The following is a 21,231-nucleotide window of genomic DNA, read 5'->3' on the forward strand; positions in this document are numbered from 1 at the left end:
GACCGCCACAAGCGAAAGAAAACCCATCGATCTACTTCGCTGTCTCAGATAGTGCTGAATGCAGCTTGCGAGCCTCCCGGATGCCCCGACATATTCAGTCCCATGCATTTGGAATTCGCGAAATAGGCTCACATCGGCAGGTCGGCATGGTCGTCCGGTAACCCGGCGTGGCTGGCAGCCGCCGGTCCGCAGACGGTCGGCGATAGATCAGTGCGTTCGTGCGCGAGGGTCGGGGTCCACCCCGAACTTCTCGATCATGAATCGCCAGAAGAGCGGAACCGCGTCAGCGACAGGCCTCTCGATCGCGTCGTCGTGACCCGTTACGGAGAGGTGCTCGATGCGCACCAAGCCGCTGCCTGGCTCTCGGAGCGAGCCAGGCGCCCGTACGGCAACCGCTCCGTAAGGCGGCTCGGGGATCGGAGTGGGCACCACAATCAAGTCGTGCATTGAACTCGGCATGTCGGCGCGCCCGTCATGGCGTACCGATCACCTCGGATTGCGGTATGTCCGGATGTGGAGCAGCAACTCGGTTGCGGCGCTGACGGTGGCCGTGGCACGGTGCGGATCCTGACCCCTTTCTGTTCCGAGGCCCAGGTGACGATCTACTTTTACGGTGCCGACGAGGTTCCGTATGGCTGCTTCTCGAACTTCTCCGCGCACGGCTTCGACCTGGACGGCCGCTGGTGGCCAACGTCGGAGCACTACTTTCAGGCGCAGAAGTTCGCCGGTACCCGCCATGGTGACCTGATCCGCCGGGCGGCCACGCCGCTGCGCGCCGCGCAGTTGGGTCGCGATCGGTCCCGGCCGCTGCGCCGTGACTGGGACCGGGTCAAGGACGACGTGATGCGCCGGGCAGTCGCGGCCAAGTTCGCCGCCGATGCCGACATCCGCGTGGTCCTGCTGGGCACCGGCGACGAGGAGATCGTCGAAGACACCGACACCGACCATTACTGGGGACGTGGCCGGTCCGGGGTCGGCAGGAACATGCTCGGCCGGATCCTGATGCGCACCCGTACCCGGCTTCACGCCGACCAGGCACACACCGGCGACAAGGGTCATGGCGGCGTCCGCTCCTCGGCACGAACGCGTGCTGGCACGCCGAGACGGCAACAAGGAGCGTGACGGAGAGCCGCTCGCCCGCGCGCACGGCACTGGCCATCTACGAGCGCCCTGCTGCGCAGCGGCTCAGGGAGAGCGACTCCGTAGGAGACCTGGTCATTCCCAGCGCGCACGGAGCGCGGCAGATCAGTGCACTCTTGTTCCTCTCGCGGCCTCGATGCCGGGACAGACGCGAACGGATCGCGTTGCTAGCGTTGCGCCTTCAGCGGGGGGAGCTAGATGACATCGAAGGCGTTCCGTATCGGCGGAGATCTGGAGGTGCGGCGGCTCGGGTTCGGGGCCATGCACCTGCCCACCGAGGCGGGTCCTGCCCGCGAGTCGTCTTTGGCGGTGGCCCGGCGAGTCGTCGAGCTGGGCGTCACGCTGATCGACACGGCCTATCTGTATGGCGGGGGAGCCAACGAGGAGCTTCTCGCCGAGGCCCTGTACCCCTATCCGGACGGGCTAGTCATCACCACCAAGGTCGGTGTCGCGCGATCGGGCCCGCGGGGCGAATGGAAACTGGACGGGCGGCCAGATGTCCTCCGCACGCAGGTCGAGCAGGCGCTGCGCCGACTGCGCGTCGAGCGGATCGAGCTGCTCCAGTTGCACCGGATCGACCCGGAAACACCGCTCGCGGACCAGCTGGGCACGCTGCGGGACATGAGGACCGAGGGCAAGATCGGCCGGATCGGACTGTCTGAAGTCACCGTTGCCGAACTCGACCAGGCGCGGCAGATCGTCGATGTTGCGAGCGTGCAGAACCGGTACAACGTGCTCGACCGCGAGCATGAGCCGGTGCTCAAGGCCTGTGAGCATGCCGGGATCGCCTTTCTGCCGTGGCGGCCTGTCGCGGCCGGTACATCAGGGGAACTGGCGGGGATCGCCGCCGTGGCGTCCGAGGCGGGTGCCACTCCCACCCAGGTCATCCTCGCCTGGCTCCTCAGCCGCTCGCCGGTCATGCTGCCCATCCCCGGCACTGCCCGGGTGGCCCACGTGGAGGAGAACCTCGCTGCCGAGGACCTCCACCTCACCTCGGCTCAATACGCCGCCCTGGATCGGCTGCACCAGCCGACGTAGTGGCTGCCGCGCCTGCATTGCCACGCACTCACTTCGGCAGTTCCGCGCGCTGGTCTGCTATGTGCCTGAGGCCATGTAGGCGGCGAGGATGTACTGGGGGTGCCGGTCGAGGTTCTTGCGCGGACGGTCGTAGCGCATCGTGGTGCGGGGGTCGGCGTGCCGGGCGGCGATCTGAACGTCCCGCAGGCTGACACCAGCGTCGAGCATGGTAGTCAGGAACGTATGCCGAAGCATGTGCGGATGCATCCTCGGCATGCGGATCCCTGCCGCGTCGGCCAGATGCCTGAGCCGGCGAGAGGCCGCATGCCGGTCCATCCGCAGGCCGTGTGCGTTGCGCAGGATCGGCCCGGCCTCGCGGTCGTCGACGGCTCGGTCGATCGCCCGGGCCACCGCTGGCGGCAGCGGGATCAGCACGGTCTTGCTGCCTTTGCCGCGGACCTTGAGCACCCGGTGGCCGTGTTCCTCGCCGAGGTCGCCGACGTTGCTGCGGCACGCTTCAAAGATCCGCGGGCCAGGAGTCCGAGCACGGCGATCAAAGCAAAATCGTTGATGTTCGGCGACAACCTTGCTGTGGTGATTAGGGCCTCGAACCACGGGCCGCCGGCCGGATCGACCGGATCGTGCGCTCGGCGGAGGGGCGACGTGAGTTTGCTCGGCGAGGTGCCGGATCAGGTGACAGCCGTGGCTGCGACATCCTGCGAGCTCTGACCACCCTTGTCGGGACTCTAGGTGGTCACCGAACGATTTGTTGATCTTGATGTCTTGCCCTACGGTCAGCGCCGTCGATCTTCGTTGAGGGGGTCGGCTTGATGCGGGGGAGGACATCGTGAAGTACGTAAGTAGGCGTTTGCGCATGGCTGCCGCCATTGCGGCGATCGCGGCCGGTTTCAGCAGCGTGGCCGCTGGCGGCGCGCAGGCCGCGCCGGCTTTCCAGGTCGACACGATTCAGGCGGAGCCGGAAGATCCAGATGCTCCGCCCGCGATCCCGGGTGGCGGTGACGTCGGAGGCGACGAGGAGCCTGTGGCTGGCTCGCAGCCTGGCAAGGGCGGCCCGGATCGTGCTCCTGACAACTGCACGGCGGTTGTCAAGAAGTCCGTCGCGAACGTGAAGAACAGCTTCGATCGGGTCCAGCGCTGGTCGGATGAGAACAACACGCCGAACAAGGACACGATGGAGGTGCACGTCACCAAGACCAAGAAGTTCGCGTTCCACATCGACATCTCCGTTGAGGAGGAGTTGAAGGCGTGGGTCTTCGCCAAGGTCAAGGCCACCATCAACGGGGGAATCTCAAAGGAGTGGACCACCGAGAGTGGCGCCAAGCGGATCATCACGCTGCAGCCGCGCACTCTGACGACCGTGGAGTACGGGGTGTGGAATGAGGTCGTCGCCTTCAGGAAGTACCAGGTCTACCGCAGTTGCCAGGAGAAGACCCTGAAGACGGGCAAGGCCACGATGCCGTACGAGGAGAGGTTCAAGGTCAGCCAGAAGCCGCTTTAAGCCTCCTGCGCCATCTTGTCCAGTGCCGCCGCGCCCAGTAGGAAGGCGCGGCGGCGCTCTCGTCCAACAAAGATTTTAGGTAGATATGCGACGCGTTGTTCCAGTCACGATCTTCGCCGCTTTCCTTGCCGGCTGCTCCACGCAGGAAAGCGCAACGCCCAGGAATCCACCGACGTCCGTCAAGCCTGTACCGCCATCCTCGACCCCGGCGGCGGAGCCCGTCATCACTCCCACCATGCCTCCAGGCTTCGAAGAGCTCATCCTGCCCGCTAACGGCCAGGAGGATCTAGCTCTGCCGAAATTCTCGCACACGGGCAAGGGATACACGCTGGTGATCCACTGCGTCGGGGGTGGAAAGATCGAGATCAAGCGAGACAAAGAACCTGCACTGAAGCCATGGCCGTGCGACGGAGTGCAAACATTCCACCGGGTTCGCTCCGACGTTCACGACCATAGCCTTACGGTAGATGTGACCGGTCGAGCGCAATGGACCGTCCGCGTGGTCGACGGCCTTCTGAACTAAGTGTGCTGTCCAGGGATGTTGGTCAACCTGGCGATGGGCTGTTGACTATCTCCACGGCTTCGGGGTTCTGTCCCGTCTGCCGTGAATGATCTTGGTTCAGGTGGTCGGGGACACGCGCTCGCGGAACACGTTGAAGCCGCTGTGGCCCATCGACGACGCCCGCGCCGACCCAAGCATCGGGAAGGCGGACGGCGTGGACGCTGGCGAGGACGTCGAGCATCACTGACTGCCGCCGATCAGGCTGATCAGTTCCGCACTGCGGGCCGGATCGCCGGCAGGCCTCTCGTGGCCTAGCCGAACCACAATTGCGGTACACGGCGCTGGATGGTCTCGCGAGCCAACCGGACGCCGATTGGGTCGACGCTGTTGCTCGGTCATTGCTGGACGACGTGCGGATGGTCCTCGGCTGGGAGTTGGGCGGGCTGCGCGAGCGGAGCGCCCACCCCACACTTCGTGCGCTATTGGCCGACCCGGACGAGCAGGTTCGCAAGTTCGCGGCTCGCGGCCTCGCCAGACTGAACAGGACGTAGCCGACCGCTCGATGTCAAGACGACCAATCGCGTTCGCGTCACGAGCATCCAGCGGCATCGGCGCGCGTTCATCTGCCAGGTGTGACCAGGTCATTCCCGCTGACGACGAGGCAACCGAACATGTCGGCCAGAACGGAGCCTTGGAGGTCGGTCGGCGGGTTCACGAATACCGCGACATGCACCCCGCGCTCCCGGCATGCTCGACCGACTTCGCGTGCCTTACCGGGGCCCAGAAGAGTGCGCCGGGAGAACGGGTCGGCCATCTTGGTCGCACCGCCGTGCGAAACACCTCGCCGCTGAACGTGCCGGCTGACCACCCGCCCACCAAGGGCCTCCACCGACGCGCCGAGCTGGTCGAGCTTCGCGCCGACATCTTGTTCTTGCCGGAGAACAGGCCGATGATCGCGACATCGGCTCCGGTCAGCCCGGCGGCACCGGGCCCGACCGTGTCCCATCGCACACGGACATCATGGCAGGCGGCATGCGTCCGCACATCGGCCAGATCAGGACGTGGGCCGCCATGCGGCCGACCACCGTGCGTGACGGCTCACCCTGGTCGGCGCGCATCGCGGCATGTCAGGCTCATCGGCAGGTTCGGACGCTGGCCGCAGAGCCAGCCGTCGGCACGGAGGGCGACAAGCTGACGGTGGTCGCCGCGCACAGGCGGCAGATCCGGATGCTGGGCGGGAGGACGCGAGGTAAGCGAGAATGCGCTGGTGAGTGATCACCAGCGGTGCCGCCTTTCGGTCAGTGGAGACGAGTTGGAACTTAGCGGCCCACCTGGTGCCCTTCGCGCCCTCGGCGGGCTGCTTCGCCGGCATGTAGAGCGTGTCGAAGTGACGATCACTGGTGGGACCGTCGCCCAGGAGGTGACCGCCGGGCCGCTGCTGATCGGTCTGCGGGACCGGACCATGCTGCGTGTCTCCGGGGGCCGCGAGTACCTCGACATCCTCTGGGACGCGCTCGACGGTGTGGCTGAGCAAGCCGAGACTGCCGATAGCCGGGGCGTCAACCGGCACCAGCACATCGAATACTTTCCTGGAGACGACTTCCGATCACCGGACTCGGTTCCCTTGGTCATCGTGGCTGACTGGCCGGACGATCCGGTGCGAACAATGCCTTGATCTCGGCAGGTCATCCATGAAGGAGCGAGGTCGGCCGGTCATGGAGCGTGACGGAGAGCCGCTCGCCCGCGCGCACGGACGGCGGAAGAAGAGTGCACCCAGAAAGGCCAGTTGAGGCGTCGGTCGTGGGCGGCTTAAAGCGGCCCCGCTGGGGCAGTTATCCGTGCCCCCCGCAAAGATCTACTGGAATAGGTTGGGTGATTCGCATGGCGTCCGGGTCGAACGCGATGGCGATCGAGCCCTCATCGGTGGCGATGCGCACAGAACCGGCTTCGACCGACTGGATTGCTTGGTAGTTCGCCGATGCCTCCGAGAACAGGCATCCTGCGTACGCCTCGGTACCGCGTAGGCCGTCTCGACGGTAGACGACGACGTCCCAGCCGGGCTCACCCAGCACGGCCTGCCAGGAGAACACCTCGACTTGGTAGCGGCCGTCCGCTGATGACCCGAGATCGATCCGGTTACCGTGCCGGCCTGACGATCCGATCCCCAACCCGAAGAGGGATGCTGTCAGAGCGATGCAGCCGACGAGTAGGACGGCAAGCCCGGTACCCCCAAACGCCCAGGCGACGGCCGATCGGCTCCGAAGGTCGGACGGAACAAGCATCGTCACGGCCATGGCGAGCAGCACCCACAACGCGGGTCCGAAGACCAAGGTGGGAATCGGATGGTCATGCAGAACCACGAGGTCGACCATATTCCCGTACGCCAACACGAGAAGGACCGTCGCCAGGAAGGCGACGCCAGCCCGTACCGGCGCCCAGGTCCGCGGCGGAGACGGCACTACGTTCAGCTCGATCTCGCGCATCGGTTCTCGACCAAGCTCACTCGACGACATGGAGAAGGCCGGCGAGAGGCAGCCGTATAGCGGGTGGTCTGGGCAGCTCAAGCACCAGCGGAGCTTAAGGTCGACGACCTCCTCGGCACGTCAGCCGATCAGCCCCACGGCCTCACCGCTGCGAGTGCACCACGGGTCCGGTCGGCCGAATTGACCGTGCCACGCCGCCGTGCACCGACCCAGCTGGGCGAACGCCCCCGGAGCTGCACACGGGTCCCGCGCGCACGGACGGCGGCACGAGAGTTAACGGCATGCAATGAGGAAGGATGATGTCCATGGCTGAACTCTCGCTATCCGTGCCTGCATACGACGCGTCAGTTGGAGTCGTGGCCCCCGCCGAGGGCGGCACGGTCACCGTGGAGGTGGTGAACGGTTCGGTGGAGATCTTCGGAGACCCTGCTGGGCTTCGCGATCTCGCCCGGATGTGCCTCGCGCTCTCTGATGCCCAAGCCCCGAACGAGGCGCACATCCATCTCGACGCGGGTATCAACCCGCTGGACCTCGGCTTCGCTTCTCTGACGCTTGCGCGCGATCCGCACCGGCCCGCGTAACAGGCACCATCAGCGGCACGACGGGACACTGGTAACCTCGCCGGACTGATTCTGACGGTCATCAGTGGCCCCACCTGGACGGGGCGGATTCTGGCGGTCGTCGCAACACTCCAGGTGAGCGACTACGAGGTTGAGCTTAGCGTTGCCGCCACAGCGCCTTCAGCGAAGGACCGCCGCCGGCTTCCGCCAGACGCCCGGATCGCGGCAGATCCGGATACCGGCGCGGGCGGTTCACCTGGAGGATGGATGTCTTTGTCGGAGCACCGCCGGTCGGCTGCGAGAGCCGCCTTGCACGGATGCCTGACGCTCGCCGCAACCGTCGGGTTGGCCGGCGCGTGCGCGCAAGGAGAACAGGGTCCTCCTAGTGGAGGACGACCGTCGCCCGGGCTGAGTCCTTCACCGGCCAACGAACCAAGCCCCGATCCCTCGGGGCCGGCGACGGTGGTGGAAGGAGGATGCAATACACCACCCCCCACCATGAGCAAGGCGTACATGTGCCTACAGACCGGCCCACCGCCCACAGTGATAAGGCTTCCAGACGGCACCCTCATCACACAGGAACAACCACGGCGCGAGTCGTCATCGGCGCGGGCCCGCACGGGTTCGGAAATGCCTGTCGGTGCCGGCTAGACCTTCAGAGGTGGAGGGCGACGCCCGCTACTTTCCAGTCAGCCACTCGTCGATGGCCGCGACCGCCTGGTCTCGGGCCGATGAGTCGGTCGTCCACACCGGTACGTTTCGGGCTGGTAGCACTATCAAAGTCAGCGATTGATCACTAAACGTGGTGAGCCGCAATCGAGGCGGCCTGTCGGCTTCGACGCTGACTTTTTCCACGTCTTTCCGCGCGAACCGTCGGCTACGTCCCAGGCCTGCCAGGGGCGTGAAGGTAACCGCTTCGTCAGTCAACGTAAGTGTTGCGCCCAGCATCGAGAACCGCCACCACGGGATGCTCGCTACCCACTCGCATTCGTTACCCGCCAAGGTGCTCGTCCTCCACTCATCTGCGCCTGCGGTGCACCCGAAGCGTGGTACCCGTAGCGCCCACAACCGACGCATTCTCATCGGCACGGTCGGGCGTTGACTCCGGCTACGTTCCGGAGGCCATGAAGCCGGCGAGGATGTAGTTGGGGTGTCGGTCGAGGTTCTTGCGGGCGCGGTCGTAGCGGATGGTGGTGCGGGGGTCTGCGTGGCGGGCGGCGATCTGGACGTCGCGGAGGCTGACGCCGGCGTCGAGCATGGTGGTGACGAAGGTGTGTCGCAGCATGTGCGGGTGCATCTTCGAGATCCGGAGGCCAGCGGTCTCGGCCAGGTGCTTGAGTCGGCGTGTCGCTGCATGCCGGTCCATCCGCCGACCGCGCAAGTCGCGCAGGATCGGGCCATCGTCGCGGCCTTCGACGGCGCGGTCGATTGCCCGAGCGACCGCCGGTGGCACCGGGACCAAGACGACTTTGCCGCCCTTGCCGCGGACCTTGAGCACGCGGTGGCCGTGTTCCTCGCCGAGGTCGGCGATGTTGGCGCCGCAGGCTTCGAAGATCCGCAGTCCGAGGAGGCCGAGCATCACGACCAGGGCGAAGTCGTTGATGTTGGTCGACAGTCGGGCTGTGGTGATCATCGCCTCGAACTGCAGATGGCTGAGGCCGAGCGTGGGCGACTCGGGCGGCACGAGCGGCCGGCGGACGTAGTCGGCCAGCGAGTGCGGCAGGATCTGGTCGATGATGCACACGCGGTAGAAGCCGATCACAACCGACAGCCGGCCGTGACTAGCAATGGATCACCAACCGGCAACCAGCACTCTCATAACCGGCGGACCACCAACCGGGGCCCAGTCATCAGCGTTCATTCACCGCAGACGCCACCGTCAACGTCCTCGACGACCTCATCTCCGCACTGGGACGCCGCCCGGAACACATCCGGATGGACAACGGGCCCGAACTGACCGCGCACGCCCTACTCGACTGGTGCCGCTACGCCGGAGTCAGCCCCGCCCACATCGACCCAGCATCACCGTGGCAGAACGGCATCTGCGAATCCTTCAACGGCAGATTCCGCGACGAGTTCCTCACCTGCGAACAGTTCGACAACCTGCTCGAAGCCCAAGTCCTGGCGGAAGACTGGCGTATCGAGTACAACACCTACCGACCCCACGGCTCCCTGGACTGGCTCACCCCCGACGCCTTCCACAGCCGATGGACCACCAACCGGCAACCAGCACTCTCATAGCCGGTGGACCACCAACCGGGGCCCAGTCAGAGGAGCACTGCGGACAGTGCCGTGACCAGCTGACATGTTCGCCTGATTGCCGCACGGGACGCCGTACCTCGAGCTTGAACCAGGGCTGACCACCGCCGGGACTCGTCCCGGATAGCGGCAATGGCGGCGGCTATGTGCTCGTCTGTCGACCCCGACACTGTCGTGCCTCCCCGCTGCTCGACCGGCGCTTGGTGGGCCAGACTACGTGAGCGGATCGAGCAACATGCACACCCACGGTCATCTCACGGGAGCGGCGCGCCGCCTGCGCCACTTGGTGGTGTACGGCAGCGCGAACAAGTACAGACCGGTGAAAAGAAGCAAGGCGAGCGGGAGCAGCGGCACGTAGGACACCCAGACGACAGGCTTCTCTTGTGTCAAGGCGATGAAAGTGACGATGACGGTCACGGTGAAGGCGATGGCCAGCCAGCGGTGGATCTGCCGAACCCACTTGTTCCAGTTCAATGGGATCTCCTCCGAAGGCGAGCATCCCAGGGCCCCAGCGACCTGCCGGGTGGGATGTTCACGGAGGTCACGCTAGTTGTGGCTCGGTGGCCGGCGCTTCTCGATTCCTGATCGATCCGGGGTCACGGGTGGGAGGTGACGATGCCGACCGTGGCGCGGCCGAGGGAACCGTCCAGCGGCCAGGAGCGCACGGTGAAGTCGCCGGCCTCCCGCAGCGGCCCGATGGTGAAGTCGCCGGGCCCGAACGCCACACCGCGATAGGCGACGGCGTCGCTCCGTGCCCGGCGTACCTCGATCCACAGTCCGGGCGTCGCGCCAACCTCGCGGGTGGTCAGGTCGAAGCCGGTGACGCGCAGGGCGACGAACTGTTCGGGCGTACCCGGAAAACGCAGGTCCTTGTCCTGGCCGACCCGGTCGTAGCCCACCTGCCGGCCGGGGCCGTCGACCCGGGTCGCGCCGATCACCTGACGCGATGAGACGGCGGCCGCGACCCGCAGGGTCGAGGTGGTCTGGATCGGTGCCAGCACCAGCGTGTATGTGCCGTCGCGGGACAGGGTCGGCACCGGCACGCGGAACGTCGGCCGAACCTGTGGGCTTTCGGCACTGAAGGCCGCCACGACGGCGCCGTCGGGATCGAGCACCGTCGCGCGGCTCGCGTAGCCGCGCCAGGTGCCGTCGTCGAGCGGGATGTAGAGGCCGATGACCACGTCCTGCCCGATCCGTCCCTCGAACGGGTAGCAGACGGCCGCCCCCGGCTCGGTGGTGGTGGCGTACGCGGTCTCGCCGTCCACGGTCAGTGGAGCCCTGGCCTGGCAGGCGGGTCCGGCGGACGCCGCGGTGGGCGGGCCGGCGAGGGTGGCGCCCAGGGCGGCGATCACGAGCGCGGACATGATGCCGATTCTTCGCATGGCTCCACCCTCACCCGGTGCCCGGGCACCGGCCAGCGATGTCGACATGTCTTCACCGGACGTTGTCATGCCTGTAGAAGTGGTCACTTGCCGCGGCGGGCGTCCCTGTCGAGACGCCCGCCGCGGGGTGCTGGTGTATGTCAGGCCGAGCAGGTCGGATCGCCGGACTGCGCCGGCACGCTGACCGCGTCCCAGGCCGCCTTGACGGCATCGAACTCGGCGCAGCCGCCCGTGAAGAGATTCTTGGCCGCCTGCAGCGTCCACGTCCGGTACGACGGGTACGAGGAGTCGGAGGTCTTCATGAGCATCGCGGCGTACATGATCTTGGACGCCTTCTCCAGGCCGACCCCGGTGACCGAGGAGTCGTCGCAGGTGGGGCTCTCCGGCTGGCCGTTGGTCGGCTTGCTGCCCTCGGCGAGCAGGTAGAACCAGTGGTTGCCCGGTCCGGCGGCCGCGTGGACCTCGTCGTTGTCGGTGTCGCCGGAGTAGCAGTTGTCGTGGCCGATCTTGGAGGGGTCGTACATGTTGCGGATCGGGCCCTGGCCGATGAGATCGACGGCCTCGCCGACGGTGTAGTCCGGCTCGTCGAACTCCTGCGGCTCGTTGGCGTACCACTCGGTCATCGCGCCGAAGGTGTCGGCGACGAATTCCTGGGTGCCCTTGCCGGAGATGCCGCCGGGGGTGTGGTCGTCGATGCCGTGTCCGATCTCGTGACCGACCACGTCGAGCGAGGACACCCAGCCGCCCTGGGCGTTGTGCCCGAGCACGATCTGGGTGCCGTCGTAGAAGGCGTTCTGGTCGTCCAGGCCGACGCGGATCGGCCAGGCGCCGCCCTCGCCGTCCATGCCGTCGCGGCCCAACCATTGCGTGAGCATCTTCGCCTGGGTCTGCGCGACGAACAGCGCGTCGGTGCATCCGGTCTCACGGCTGTCGGCCTTGCCGTCGCCCCACAGGTCGTCCGGACCCTCGAAGATCTTGTCGCCGTCATAGTCCTGACATGACAGGTTCTTGGTCTTCGGGTCGGTCATCGAGAAGGTGCCGCCCGACGAGGTCGTGTCGAGTTTGAGCGGGCTCGGGCCGTTCAGGGCGCCGGTGCCGTCCCCGCGCAGCACGTGATCCTGGGTGTGCAACACCGCGCCGGTCGCGGCGTCCACCTCGACGGTCAGCCGGCTCGGCCCGTCCTCGCCGCGGCCGACGACCGTGCTCTGCCAGGCCAGGCGCGGGGTGCCGGACAGCGCGAACACCACCAGGCGGGTGCCCTCCGTCTTGGCGACCTTCGGTAGCTGACCGCGCGCCACCTTCTCCGCGCGGGCCGACGTGAGTTTCGGAGTGAGCGAGATATCGCCGATCGGCCGCTTCTGCGCCACGGAGGTGTACCGGGCGTTGCCCGAGGAATCGGTGACCACGACGAAGTCGCCACCGACCACGGGCAGTCCCCGATGCGTGCGCTGGTACGGCACGAACCGCAGCGGACCGGACGAGAGCACCGGCTGCGCGGTGAACGCGTCGTTCGCGCTGGCGTGCAGGTAGGCCGGGCGGTCGGCGACGAGGGCGCCGGCGACCTTGGCGGCCAGGCCGTGTGCCTGCCCGGTGTCCGGCGCGGGGTTCGGCGGCGTGGGTGTGGTCGCCGCCGTGGCGGTCGCCGCGCCGCCGATGATGAGTCCGGCGGCGGTCATGGTGGCGACCGTCGCCCGCACCGGCATCCGCGGTCGCGTACGCCTGTGAGCTGGTGACATCTTGCCTCCTCGGCGGAACCGCCATTCAGTCACGAGAGGGTGACCGAACGGTCGGATCCGTTCATCGAATGGCCATCACCGTATGAACAAAAGATCGATGAATGCAAGTATTGAAATGGGACGCAATAGTTGCTACTACGCATGCGCCCGCGATGAGAGCGCTCTTTTGGCACCCCGGAAAGCGTTGCCCGGCGCCGAGTTGCGATCGAGCGCCGGATCGGTTCAAATCGGGTAGTGCGTCCGCGCGGCCCGCGTCTACAAGCGACATGGATACTGACCCAGACCTGACAGATGATTCACGGCCAGATAAATAGGATCTAGTCTCTGTCCCATGTGCGGGGTTCAGGCATCCAGTAGAGGTGCCCATTGACGGTGCTCAACCGACCCGCGGTCGTCGATCCGCCCGCGGTCCCTACTCTTCCCGTCGGCGACATTCGATGGAAACGCCCGCCCCGCGCCGGCCTCAGGTTTCTGCTCCGCGCCTCCGTTCTGGCGGCCGTCGGCCTCGGTGGGTGGTACCTGTGGTGGCGGCTCGGCACGCTCGAGGGCACCGGCGTGCCGGGTGCGGTGCTGCTGGTCGCCGAGGCTCTCTGTTGGCTCCAACTGGTCTGCACCGCGGCGCTGATCATGCGCGCCCGCTGGCGTGCGGGACCGCCGGCGCCACCGTTCGGCACGCTCGACGTGTTCATCACGGTGTGCGGTGAGCCGGTCGAGATGGTGGAGAACACGCTGCTGGCGGCGCTGCGCATCAACTATCCGCACCAGACCTACCTGCTGAACGACGGCCGGCTCGCCGGCAAGCCCGGCTGGCAGGAGATCGACGCGCTGGCGGCACGGCTGGGGGTCGTCTGTTTCACCCGTACCGGCGGCGCCCGCGGCAAGGCCGGCAACCTCAACCATGCCCTGGAGTGCACCGACGGCGACTTCGTGGTGACATTGGACGCCGACCACGTCGCCGAACCGGATCTCGCCGAGCAGACGATCGGTTACCTGCGCGACGAGGGGCTGGCGTTCGTCTGCACCTATCAGCGGTTCGCGCTGACCCGGTCGGATGTGCTCAACAACCGGGAGACCTACTTCTACACGGTGATTCAGCCCGCCAAGGAGCGCGCGGGCGGCGCCATCTCGTGCGGCAACGGCACGGTGTACCGGCGGGCCGCGCTGGCCTCGATCGGCGGTTTCAGCGAGTGGGGCTTCGTCGAGGACCTGCACACGTCCTACCGGCTCCACGCCGCCGGCTGGCGCAGCGTCTACCATCCGCGTCCGGTGAGCACCGGGACGGCGCCCGAAACCGTCGCGGAATACCTGTCCCAGCGGCAGCGCTGGGCCATGGACAGCCTGCGCCTGCTGCTGCGTGACTCGCCGCTGTGGCGCCGCGGCCTGAGCTTCTCGCACCGGCTCCAATACCTGGACACCACGGTCAGCTATCTGTTCGCCGGCCTGCAACTTGTCTTCGCCGTCTCCTCTCTGAGCTACGCCGTCACCCGGTTCTCCATGCTCAAGTCGCCGGGCGACGCGGCGTACCTGTGGCATGCCGGCCCCTACCTGGCCGCCCTGTTCCTGTTCATCGCCGTGGCTCACCGGGGTGTGGTGGCCGGGCTGCGGTCCATGCAGATGACGCTCTCCAGCGCGGTGATGTTCCTGTCCGCGGCGGTCCGCGTGCTCCTGGGTCGTCGGCCGGGCACGCTCATCTCCGTCAAGTACCGTCAGCGACGCTTCTCCGGACTGCTGGTACCGCCGCTGCTGCTCCTGCTGGCGATGATCGGCGGGCTGGCACTGCTGCTGCGTGACGGCCGCGCCGGGATATCGCCGATCGGACTGTTCTGGACGGCGTTCATGGCGCTGCTGCTGAGCGGTCCCACCACCGCGGTGACCTGGCGGCCGCACCAGTCTGCCGGCCTGCGGGCCGGCCTGCGCCTGGGCATCGCCACGTCGATAGCGGTGACCCTGTTCGTGCCGGCCGCGGCCCAACCCAGCTGGCAAGGTTCCCTGGTCGCCGACTCGCAGGTGCCGGCGGGCGCGTTCGTCGTGCCGTCGCCTCCCACCGCGCGGGAGCCCGCACCCGGCGCGCCTCGCCGCCTGGTGCCGCCGACGACCGGTGCGTACTTCGGCCTGTCGCACGGCGACTCCAGCGTCACCCCGGCCGAGGTCCTGCACACCTACCCGAAGGACCGGATCCACCTCGTCCAGTGGTTCCAGCAGTGGCGCAGCGGCGAGGTGCGGCTGCGCGAGGACTGGCTGAACTCCGTCGCCCGCTCCGGGTCGGTGCCGATGATCGTCTGGGAGCCGTGGGCCCGCCCGCCCGGTGGCTACTCCAGTCCCGACCAGGCCGCTGCCAGCGTCGACACCATCGCGTCCGGCCGCTATGACGCGTACATCCGCAGTTGGGCCAAGGGTCTGGCCGGCTACAAGCGACCGGTCCTGATCAAGTTCATGCACGAGGCCAACGGCTGGTGGTATCCGTGGTCGGTCGGCCTCAACGGGAACACGCCGCGGGGTTACGTGCGGGCGTGGCGCCACGTGCACGACATCTTCCGAGCGGCCGGCGCGACCAACGTGTCCTGGGTCTGGTCACTGAATTCCGGGTACGGGATCAACCGGCCCTACTCCCCGGACAAGTTCTATCCCGGCGATGACTACGTCGACTGGCTCGGCGTCAGCGGCATGAACTGGGGAACCGCGCAATCGTGGAGCACGTGGACCGACGCCGGCACCATCTTCGCCGGCGACTACAAGCAACTGCGCAAGTTCGGCAAGCCGATCATGGTCAGCGAGGTCGCGACGGTCAGCCAGGGCGGCGACCAGGCCGCGTGGATCACCAAGGCGCTCGACACGTTCCGCAAGACGTACCCGTTGATCCGGGCCGTCGTGTGGTTCAACCTGCCCTACGCGCCGCCGGTCGACTTCACGCTGGACGACCGGTCGCGGCGGGCGCTGACCCGGGCGCTGTCGCGTCCGTACTGGCGCCCGGATCCGCGGTTGGTGCCCGCGGACGCCCGACCGGTCGTCGCGGCCTCACCGCGACCGTCCTAGACTTCGTTCGAGTGGCCGCGGCGCTCACAGGCGGGAGGAGTCCGTGGTGTACGGGCTAGGGGTCGATCTCGGAACCACGCACACGGCGGCGGCGGTATCCGTCGACGGCCGTGTCGAGATGATCCGGCTCGGCAGCCGGCGGCTCGAGATCCCGTCGCTGGTCTTCCTGCGCGACGACGGCGAGGTGCTGATCGGCGAGGCGGCCGAACGGCGCGGATCCGCGGAACCGGCCCGGCTGGCCCGCGAGTTCAAGCGCCGTGTCGGCGACTCGGTGCCGCTGCTGGTCGGCGGTTCACCCTTTGCGGCACATACGCTGATGGCCCGGCTGTTGCGCGCCGTGGCGCAGACCGCCGCCGGCTATCAGCAGGGTCCACCGGCCGTCGTGACGGTGACCCATCCCGCCAACTGGGGTCCGTACAAATGCGAGCTGCTCGGCCAGGCCGTCCGGATGGCCGGCATCGAGGACGCCCGGCTGCTGAGCGAACCGGAGGCCGCCGCCATCCAGTACGCGGCCGGCGAGCGGATGCGGCCCGGCGAGGTCATCGCGATCTACGACCTCGGCGGCGGCACCTTCGACGCGGCCGTCCTGCGCAAGACCGACACGGGCTTCGCCCTGCTCGGACGGCCCGAGGGGATCGAGCAGCTCGGCGGGATCGACTTCGACGAGGCCGTCTTCGGCTACGTGCTCGACGCGATCGGCGGCGCGGTCGGCGAGCTGGACCTGACCGACGAGGGGGTGACCGGTGCCCTCGCCCGGCTCCGGCGCGACTGCACCGAGGCCAAGGAGGGCCTGTCCTTCGATACCGCGGTCACCATCCCGGTCGCCCTGCCCCAGCTGCACACCCGGGTCCGGCTCAACCGCTCCCAGCTGGAGAGCATGATCGCGCCGGCCCTCGCCGACACCGTGGAGGCCACGCGCCGCGCGTTGCGTTCCGCGGGTGTCGCACCGGGCGAGCTGAGGTCGATTCTGCTGGTCGGCGGCTCGTCCCGGATACCGCTGGTCACGCAGGCGCTCTCCACCGAGTTCGGCTGCCCGGTGATCCTCGACGCCCAACCCGAGCACGCGGTCGCCCTCGGCGCGGCCCACCTGGCGACCCCCGGCGTCGCGCGGCCGGCTGTCGCCCGAGCGTCCGCGCACGGGTCGAGCACGACGGCGCCATCCGCGCCGGTGTCCCCGGCAGCGCCGCCCGCGAAGGCCGGTGTCCCGCCGGCGAGCGCCGTCGTCCCGCCGGCGAAGGCGGTTGTCCTGCCGGTGAGCGCCGTCGTCCCGCCGGCGAAGGCGGTTGTCCCGCCGGTGAGCGCCGCTGTCCCGCCGGCGAAGGCCGTTGTCCCGCCGTCGGTGGCTGTCCCGGTGTCGGCGGTGACCGTCACCGCGCCGCTCGCGCCGCTCGCGCCGCTTGCCGAGCCCCGCGCGGCGGTTCCCGATCCGCCCGCGCGCCGGACCGGGGCACCGTGGCTGGCCGGGGTGGCAGTCCTGATACTGGTGGCCGTGATCGGCGGACTCGCGGCCTGGTCCCGATCGAACAGCGGTCCCCGCGCGGCCGGCGCGCAGCCCTCGGCGACCGTGGCCCAGCCGAACGGGACCGAGAAATGGAACGTCCCCACCGGACGGCCGATCACCGGCCGACCCGCGGTCGCCAACGGTCTGCTCTACTTCGGCAACCAGAGCGGGACGTTCTACGCGGTCGATCGCAAGAGTCGGTCGGTGCGGTGGAAGTACGAGACAGGCTCCTCGGTCACCTCGTCGCCCGTGGTCGTCGACGACGTCGTGTACGTCGCCAGCCAGGGCAGCGCACAGCAGGGCGGCTACGTCTACGCGCTCAGTGGCGACCGCGGCCTCCTGCGCTGGAAGGCCCCGGTCAGCGTCGAGTTCTCCTCGCCGGCTGTCGTCGGCGACGCCCTCTACATCGGCGGCAGCGACGGTGCCGTGTACTCGTTCGACCTGACCGGCCGCGAGCGGTGGCGCTTCGCCACCAAGGGCGTCATCTGGGGGACCCCGGCCGTCGTCGCTGGCACCGTCTACGTCGGCAGCGCCGACGGCAACATGTACGCGTTGGACACGAAGACGGGTGCGAAACGGTGGGCCACGCGGGTCGGCGATGTCCGCTCGTCACCGACCGTCGTGGACGGCACCGTCATCTTCGGCAGCGGCGACAAACACGTCTACGCCCTCGACGCCGGCAAGGGCACCGTGCGGTGGACCTTCGCGACCAACGGCTACGTCTCGTCCTCGCCCCTGGTGGCGGACGGGACGGTCTACGCCGCCGACTTCCAGGGCACGGTCTTCGCGATCGACATGCGGACCCACGGCGAGCGCTGGCGCTACACCGTACCCGGGGATCCTAAGCCGATCTTCTCGTCGCCGACGCTGGCCAACGGCATTTTGTATTTCGGCAGTCACGACAACCGCCTGTACGCGCTCGACGCCACCAGTGGCGCCCGCCTCTGGACCGCCGCCACCGGCGGTATCGTCGGCGCGTCGCCGCTGGTGTCCGATGGTTTCGTCTTCGTCGGCAGCGACGACGGCGTGATGCACTGCCTGGAGCTGTCCGGCCTGGGATCAGGGACGAAGTGAGCGGGCCACCGCCCGCGCGGCCGACGGCGGCGAGGCGAGCCGCCAGTCCTGCTCCTTGTCGACGTCGAACCAGACCACCGCGGCGCAGCGCGGGAACCGTCCGGGCGTGAGCAGGTCGGCCACCCACCTGGCCTTGTCGCCGCCCACCGGGCTGCAACCGACCTCGGCGAACCACATCGGCTGCGGACCCAACGCGGTCAGGCGGGCGTAGGCGTCGGCGAACAGGGTGCCGACGTCGCGCCAGCCGCCGTACTCCGGCACGTCCGCGCCCCAGTTGTAGCCGTCGAGTGCCAGGACGTCGACCGCGTCCGTACCCGGGTAGCTGAGCTCGAAGCGGTTGGTCGTCGGCACGTCGTCGCAGAGCGGCGACCACACCCACCGCACCCGGTCGGCGCCGGCGGCGGCGAAGATCTCTCGCAGGTGGTGCCAGGCCGCCACCACGTCGGCCGGTCGCGCACCGGGTGCGCCGGCCGCCCACGGGTACCAGTTGCCGTTCATCTCGTGCAGCGGTCGAAGATAGATCTCGAAGTCGAGGCCGGCCAGTGCCCGGGCCCAGGCCCGGATGTGCGGGTCATGATCGCCCGCGGCGATCCGGGCCGCCGTGTACGCGGCCTGGTGAATCCCACCGTCCAGGTGCCACGGCTCCCAGGTCAGCAGGATGGTGTGTCCGCTGTCGTGAGCGGGGCGCAGCCACTCCTCGTGGAAGTCGCTGACCGGGCTCGGCGCCCACGGCTGGAACAGGTGCACGATGTCGAGCGGGCCGGCGTCCCTCTCCAGTCGCCGCAACGCGCCCAGCCCCTCGTACGGCGACGGCGGCACGTGCGCGCCGAACAACAGTCGGCGGCCGGGAACGGGTGGCTGGGTCAAGGTCTTCCTCTCGAGGGGTATGGAAATCGTGCACCTTTGTTCGCCCGTTCAGCCGTGTCGTCAGGTTATCAACTCCTCTTCAATCCAGGATGGGCGATCCGGTGCTCGAGGAGGTTTGGTGGATTACGCGCTCGGCGTGGATCTCGGCACGACTTACACGGCCGCCGCCGTGCACGTGGACGGTCGCGCTCAGATCGTCCGGCTCGGCAGCCGCCGCGCGGAGATCCCCTCGCTCGTCTTCGTGCGAGAGGACGGCGTCGTGCTCGTCGGGGACGCGGCCGAGCGGCGCGGCGCGGAGGAGCCGGTGCGGTTGGCGCGGGAGTTCAAGCGGCGCCTCGGTGACCCGGTGCCGGTGCTGGTCGGCGGGGCACCGTACTCGGCGCACGCCCTCATGGCCCGGGTCCTGGAGCACGTCTATCAGACTGTCGTGCGGCAGCAGGAGGGGCCGCCGTCGGTCGTCTGCGTCACGCATCCGGCCAACTGGGGTCCGTACAAGCGGGAACTGCTGATGCAGGCCGTGCAGATCGCCGAGGTGCCGAACGTCGGGCTGCGGCCGGAGCCGGAGGCCGCCGCGGTGCGGTACGCGGCGCAGGAGCGGGTCCGGCCCGGTGAGATCGTCGCGGTGTACGACCTGGGCGGCGGCACGTTCGATACGGCGGTGCTGCGCAAGACCGAGACGGATTTCGAGGTTCTGGGCCAGCCGGTCGGCGTCGAGCAGCTCGGCGGCGTGGACTTCGACGAGGCCGTCGTCGCTCATGTCATGGCGGTGCTCGGGCCGCACGCCGACGCGCTCGACCCGCAGGAGCGGGCGGTGCGGGAGGCGCTCGTCAAGGTGCGGCGTGACTGTGTGGAGGCGAAGGAGGCGCTGTCGGAGGACACCGAGGCGGTGATCCCGGTGGCCCTGCCGAAACTGCACACGCGGATCCGGATCACCCGGGCCGAGTTCGAGGAGATGATCCGGCCCGCGCTGGCCGACACGGTTGGGGCCATGCGACGCGCGTTGCGGTCCGCCGAGGTTCGGCCGGAGCAGCTGCGGGCGATCCTGCTGTCGGGCGGTTCGTCGCGGATTCCGTTGGTGTCCCAGCTGCTGTCCACCACATTCGAGCGGCCGGTCGTGCTGGATCCGCATCCGGAGCACGGCATCGCGCTGGGTGCCGCCGAGATCTGCCGCGGCCGCGCGCCGGCGGCTCGGGTGGTGCCGGCTCAGCGGGTCGCGGCACAGCCCGTCAACCGGGTACCCGGACCCGACACGTCCGCTCCGCGGTCGTCCCCGCCGGCCCAAATCTCATCACCGCCAGCGGTGGCGGCGACCGGGCGTGTCAAGGCGTCCGCCGTCGCCTCACCACCGCCACTACCGCCACCGCCACCGACACCGCCGTCGGGGAAGCGCCGGAGCTGGCGCGTTCCCGCCGTGTTGGCGGCTGTCGCGGTCCTGGTGATCGCCGCCGGGGCGGCCTTTCTCATTCAGCGCCGCGATCCCGGCGCCGAACCGACGGCCGGGCCGCCGCCGCCGGCCACCACGACCGCCTCGGCCGCGTCGACCGCGCCGGTGTGCGGCTTCATCGACGACTTCGGTCGCCCTTCGGTGAACGCACTGTGGGAGCGGACCCGTCCCGACGCCAAGCTCAAGGTCGCCGACGGCACCGTGACCCTGGACGCTCCGGAAGGCTCGGACCTCTACGATGGCCACTACCAGGCGCCGATGCTGCTCCGGCGGTGGACCGGCGACTTCGTGCTGGAGACGGAGCTCACCGCCGAGCCCGATCGGTTCTACCAGGGCGCGGGCCTGGTCCTGTGGAATGGCCCACGTGGCTACGTACGCGTGGAACGCGCCTTCGGCGACGTCGGAGCCGTGATCTTCGAGTACCGGGACGGCGGCAAGCACATCGAGGTGCGCTCGCCGTGGCGGGCGGATGCCGACACCGTGCGGACGGACGTCAAGCGTGTGGTGCTCCAACTCGAACGCAAGGGCACCACTGTCAGCGCCCGTTGGCGGCCCTCCGACCGGACCGACTTCGAGGAACTCGGCGCCATCGACGTCGGGCTGCCCGAGACCGTGAAGGCCGGGGTGGCGGTGCTGAACCGTGCCCAGCGCGGGGCCGACCCCGCGCCGTTCAGCGCGGGCTTCGAACGGGTCTCTCTTACCTGCTGACCGCGG

16 protein-coding genes and 1 pseudogene are annotated in these 21,231 nt (G+C 68.5%); 10 read left to right on the plus strand and 7 right to left on the minus strand.

Annotation, left to right across the window (positions count from 1 at the left end; genetic code table 11):
• Positions 1-594: 594 nt before the first annotated feature.
• Positions 595-1,122 (plus strand): NADAR family protein, encoded by a 528-nt coding sequence (locus AB0M36_RS05995; protein ID WP_364153116.1) that lies wholly within the window; start codon positions 595-597, stop codon positions 1,120-1,122.
• Positions 1,123-1,338: 216 nt separating this feature from the next.
• Positions 1,339-2,178, plus strand: coding sequence for an aldo/keto reductase (locus AB0M36_RS06000; RefSeq protein ID WP_364153119.1), 840 nt, complete (start codon positions 1,339-1,341; stop codon positions 2,176-2,178).
• A 57-nt stretch (positions 2,179-2,235) separates the two neighbouring features.
• On the opposite strand, the gene AB0M36_RS06005 is transcribed toward AB0M36_RS06000, so the two are convergent.
• Entirely contained in the window at positions 2,236-3,045 is an 810-nt protein-coding gene (locus tag AB0M36_RS06005; protein ID WP_364153121.1) for a tyrosine-type recombinase/integrase, read from the minus strand.
• Here AB0M36_RS06005 and AB0M36_RS06010 point away from each other — a divergent pair.
• From AB0M36_RS06010 to AB0M36_RS06020, 3 genes are all read left to right on the plus strand, one after another.
• Positions 3,005-3,676 carry a hypothetical protein gene (locus tag AB0M36_RS06010; RefSeq protein WP_364153124.1) on the plus strand — a complete coding sequence of 224 codons (672 nt, stop codon included), beginning with the start codon at positions 3,005-3,007 and terminating at the stop codon, positions 3,674-3,676. The two genes, AB0M36_RS06005 and AB0M36_RS06010, sit on opposite strands and share 41 nt — an antisense overlap.
• A gap of 918 nt (positions 3,677-4,594) precedes the next feature.
• Positions 4,595-4,729 carry a HEAT repeat domain-containing protein gene (locus tag AB0M36_RS06015; protein ID WP_364154269.1) on the plus strand — a complete coding sequence of 45 codons (135 nt, stop codon included), beginning with the start codon at positions 4,595-4,597 and terminating at the stop codon, positions 4,727-4,729.
• 716 nt (positions 4,730-5,445) lie between these two features.
• Positions 5,446-5,853 carry a hypothetical protein gene (locus AB0M36_RS06020; RefSeq protein WP_364153126.1) on the plus strand — a complete coding sequence of 136 codons (408 nt, stop codon included), beginning with the start codon at positions 5,446-5,448 and terminating at the stop codon, positions 5,851-5,853.
• A gap of 157 nt (positions 5,854-6,010) precedes the next feature.
• Here the strand turns inward: AB0M36_RS06020 and AB0M36_RS06025 are convergent, their stop codons facing one another.
• Positions 6,011-6,661, minus strand: coding sequence for a hypothetical protein (locus tag AB0M36_RS06025; protein WP_364153128.1), 651 nt, complete (start codon positions 6,659-6,661; stop codon positions 6,011-6,013).
• A gap of 305 nt (positions 6,662-6,966) precedes the next feature.
• Here AB0M36_RS06025 and AB0M36_RS06030 point away from each other — a divergent pair, with 305 nt between their 5' ends.
• Positions 6,967-7,242 (plus strand): hypothetical protein, encoded by a 276-nt coding sequence (locus AB0M36_RS06030; RefSeq protein ID WP_364153130.1) that lies wholly within the window; start codon positions 6,967-6,969, stop codon positions 7,240-7,242.
• Positions 7,243-8,329: 1,087 nt separating this feature from the next.
• Here AB0M36_RS06030 and AB0M36_RS06035 read toward each other — a convergent pair.
• Positions 8,330-8,983 (minus strand): tyrosine-type recombinase/integrase, encoded by a 654-nt coding sequence (locus AB0M36_RS06035; protein WP_364153133.1) that lies wholly within the window; start codon positions 8,981-8,983, stop codon positions 8,330-8,332.
• A gap of 98 nt (positions 8,984-9,081) precedes the next feature.
• Here AB0M36_RS06035 and AB0M36_RS06040 point away from each other — a divergent pair.
• A pseudogene (locus AB0M36_RS06040) lies at positions 9,082-9,462 on the plus strand (integrase core domain-containing protein); the annotation flags it as partial.
• A gap of 267 nt (positions 9,463-9,729) precedes the next feature.
• Here the strand turns inward: AB0M36_RS06040 and AB0M36_RS06045 are convergent.
• The 3 genes from AB0M36_RS06045 to AB0M36_RS06055 all read right to left on the minus strand — a co-directional run bounded on the left by AB0M36_RS06045 (position 9,730) and on the right by AB0M36_RS06055 (position 12,598).
• A complete protein-coding gene (locus tag AB0M36_RS06045; protein ID WP_364153135.1) occupies positions 9,730-9,954 on the minus strand; it encodes a hypothetical protein in 225 nt (74 codons plus the stop codon).
• Positions 9,955-10,076: 122 nt separating this feature from the next.
• Positions 10,077-10,862 carry a hypothetical protein gene (locus AB0M36_RS06050; protein WP_364153138.1) on the minus strand — a complete coding sequence of 262 codons (786 nt, stop codon included), beginning with the start codon at positions 10,860-10,862 and terminating at the stop codon, positions 10,077-10,079.
• Positions 10,863-11,002: 140 nt separating this feature from the next.
• Positions 11,003-12,598, minus strand: a complete 1,596-nt coding sequence (locus tag AB0M36_RS06055; RefSeq protein ID WP_364153140.1) for a M4 family metallopeptidase — start codon at positions 12,596-12,598, stop codon at positions 11,003-11,005.
• A 372-nt stretch (positions 12,599-12,970) separates the two neighbouring features.
• Between AB0M36_RS06055 and AB0M36_RS06060 the strand changes: the two genes are divergently transcribed.
• Both AB0M36_RS06060 and AB0M36_RS06065 read left to right on the plus strand, forming a co-directional pair.
• The gene (locus AB0M36_RS06060) at positions 12,971-15,631 is read left to right on the plus strand and encodes a glycosyltransferase (protein WP_364153142.1); all 2,661 of its coding nucleotides are present in this window, start codon (positions 12,971-12,973) and stop codon (positions 15,629-15,631) included.
• A 46-nt stretch (positions 15,632-15,677) separates the two neighbouring features.
• Positions 15,678-18,206 (plus strand): PQQ-binding-like beta-propeller repeat protein, encoded by a 2,529-nt coding sequence (locus AB0M36_RS06065; RefSeq protein WP_364153145.1) that lies wholly within the window; start codon positions 15,678-15,680, stop codon positions 18,204-18,206.
• Here the strand turns inward: AB0M36_RS06065 and AB0M36_RS06070 are convergent.
• The gene (locus AB0M36_RS06070) at positions 18,192-19,073 is read right to left on the minus strand and encodes a glycosyl hydrolase (protein WP_364153147.1); all 882 of its coding nucleotides are present in this window, start codon (positions 19,071-19,073) and stop codon (positions 18,192-18,194) included. The genes AB0M36_RS06065 and AB0M36_RS06070 overlap by 15 nt on opposite strands.
• Positions 19,074-19,191: 118 nt before the next feature.
• On the opposite strand from AB0M36_RS06070, the gene AB0M36_RS06075 reads away from it, so the two are divergent.
• Entirely contained in the window at positions 19,192-21,225 is a 2,034-nt protein-coding gene (locus AB0M36_RS06075; RefSeq protein WP_364153150.1) for an Hsp70 family protein, read from the plus strand.
• Positions 21,226-21,231: the final 6 nt, after the last annotated feature.

The organism is Actinoplanes sp. NPDC051346, assembly GCF_040682215.1.
Classification (GTDB): Bacteria; Actinomycetota; Actinomycetes; order Mycobacteriales; family Micromonosporaceae; genus Actinoplanes.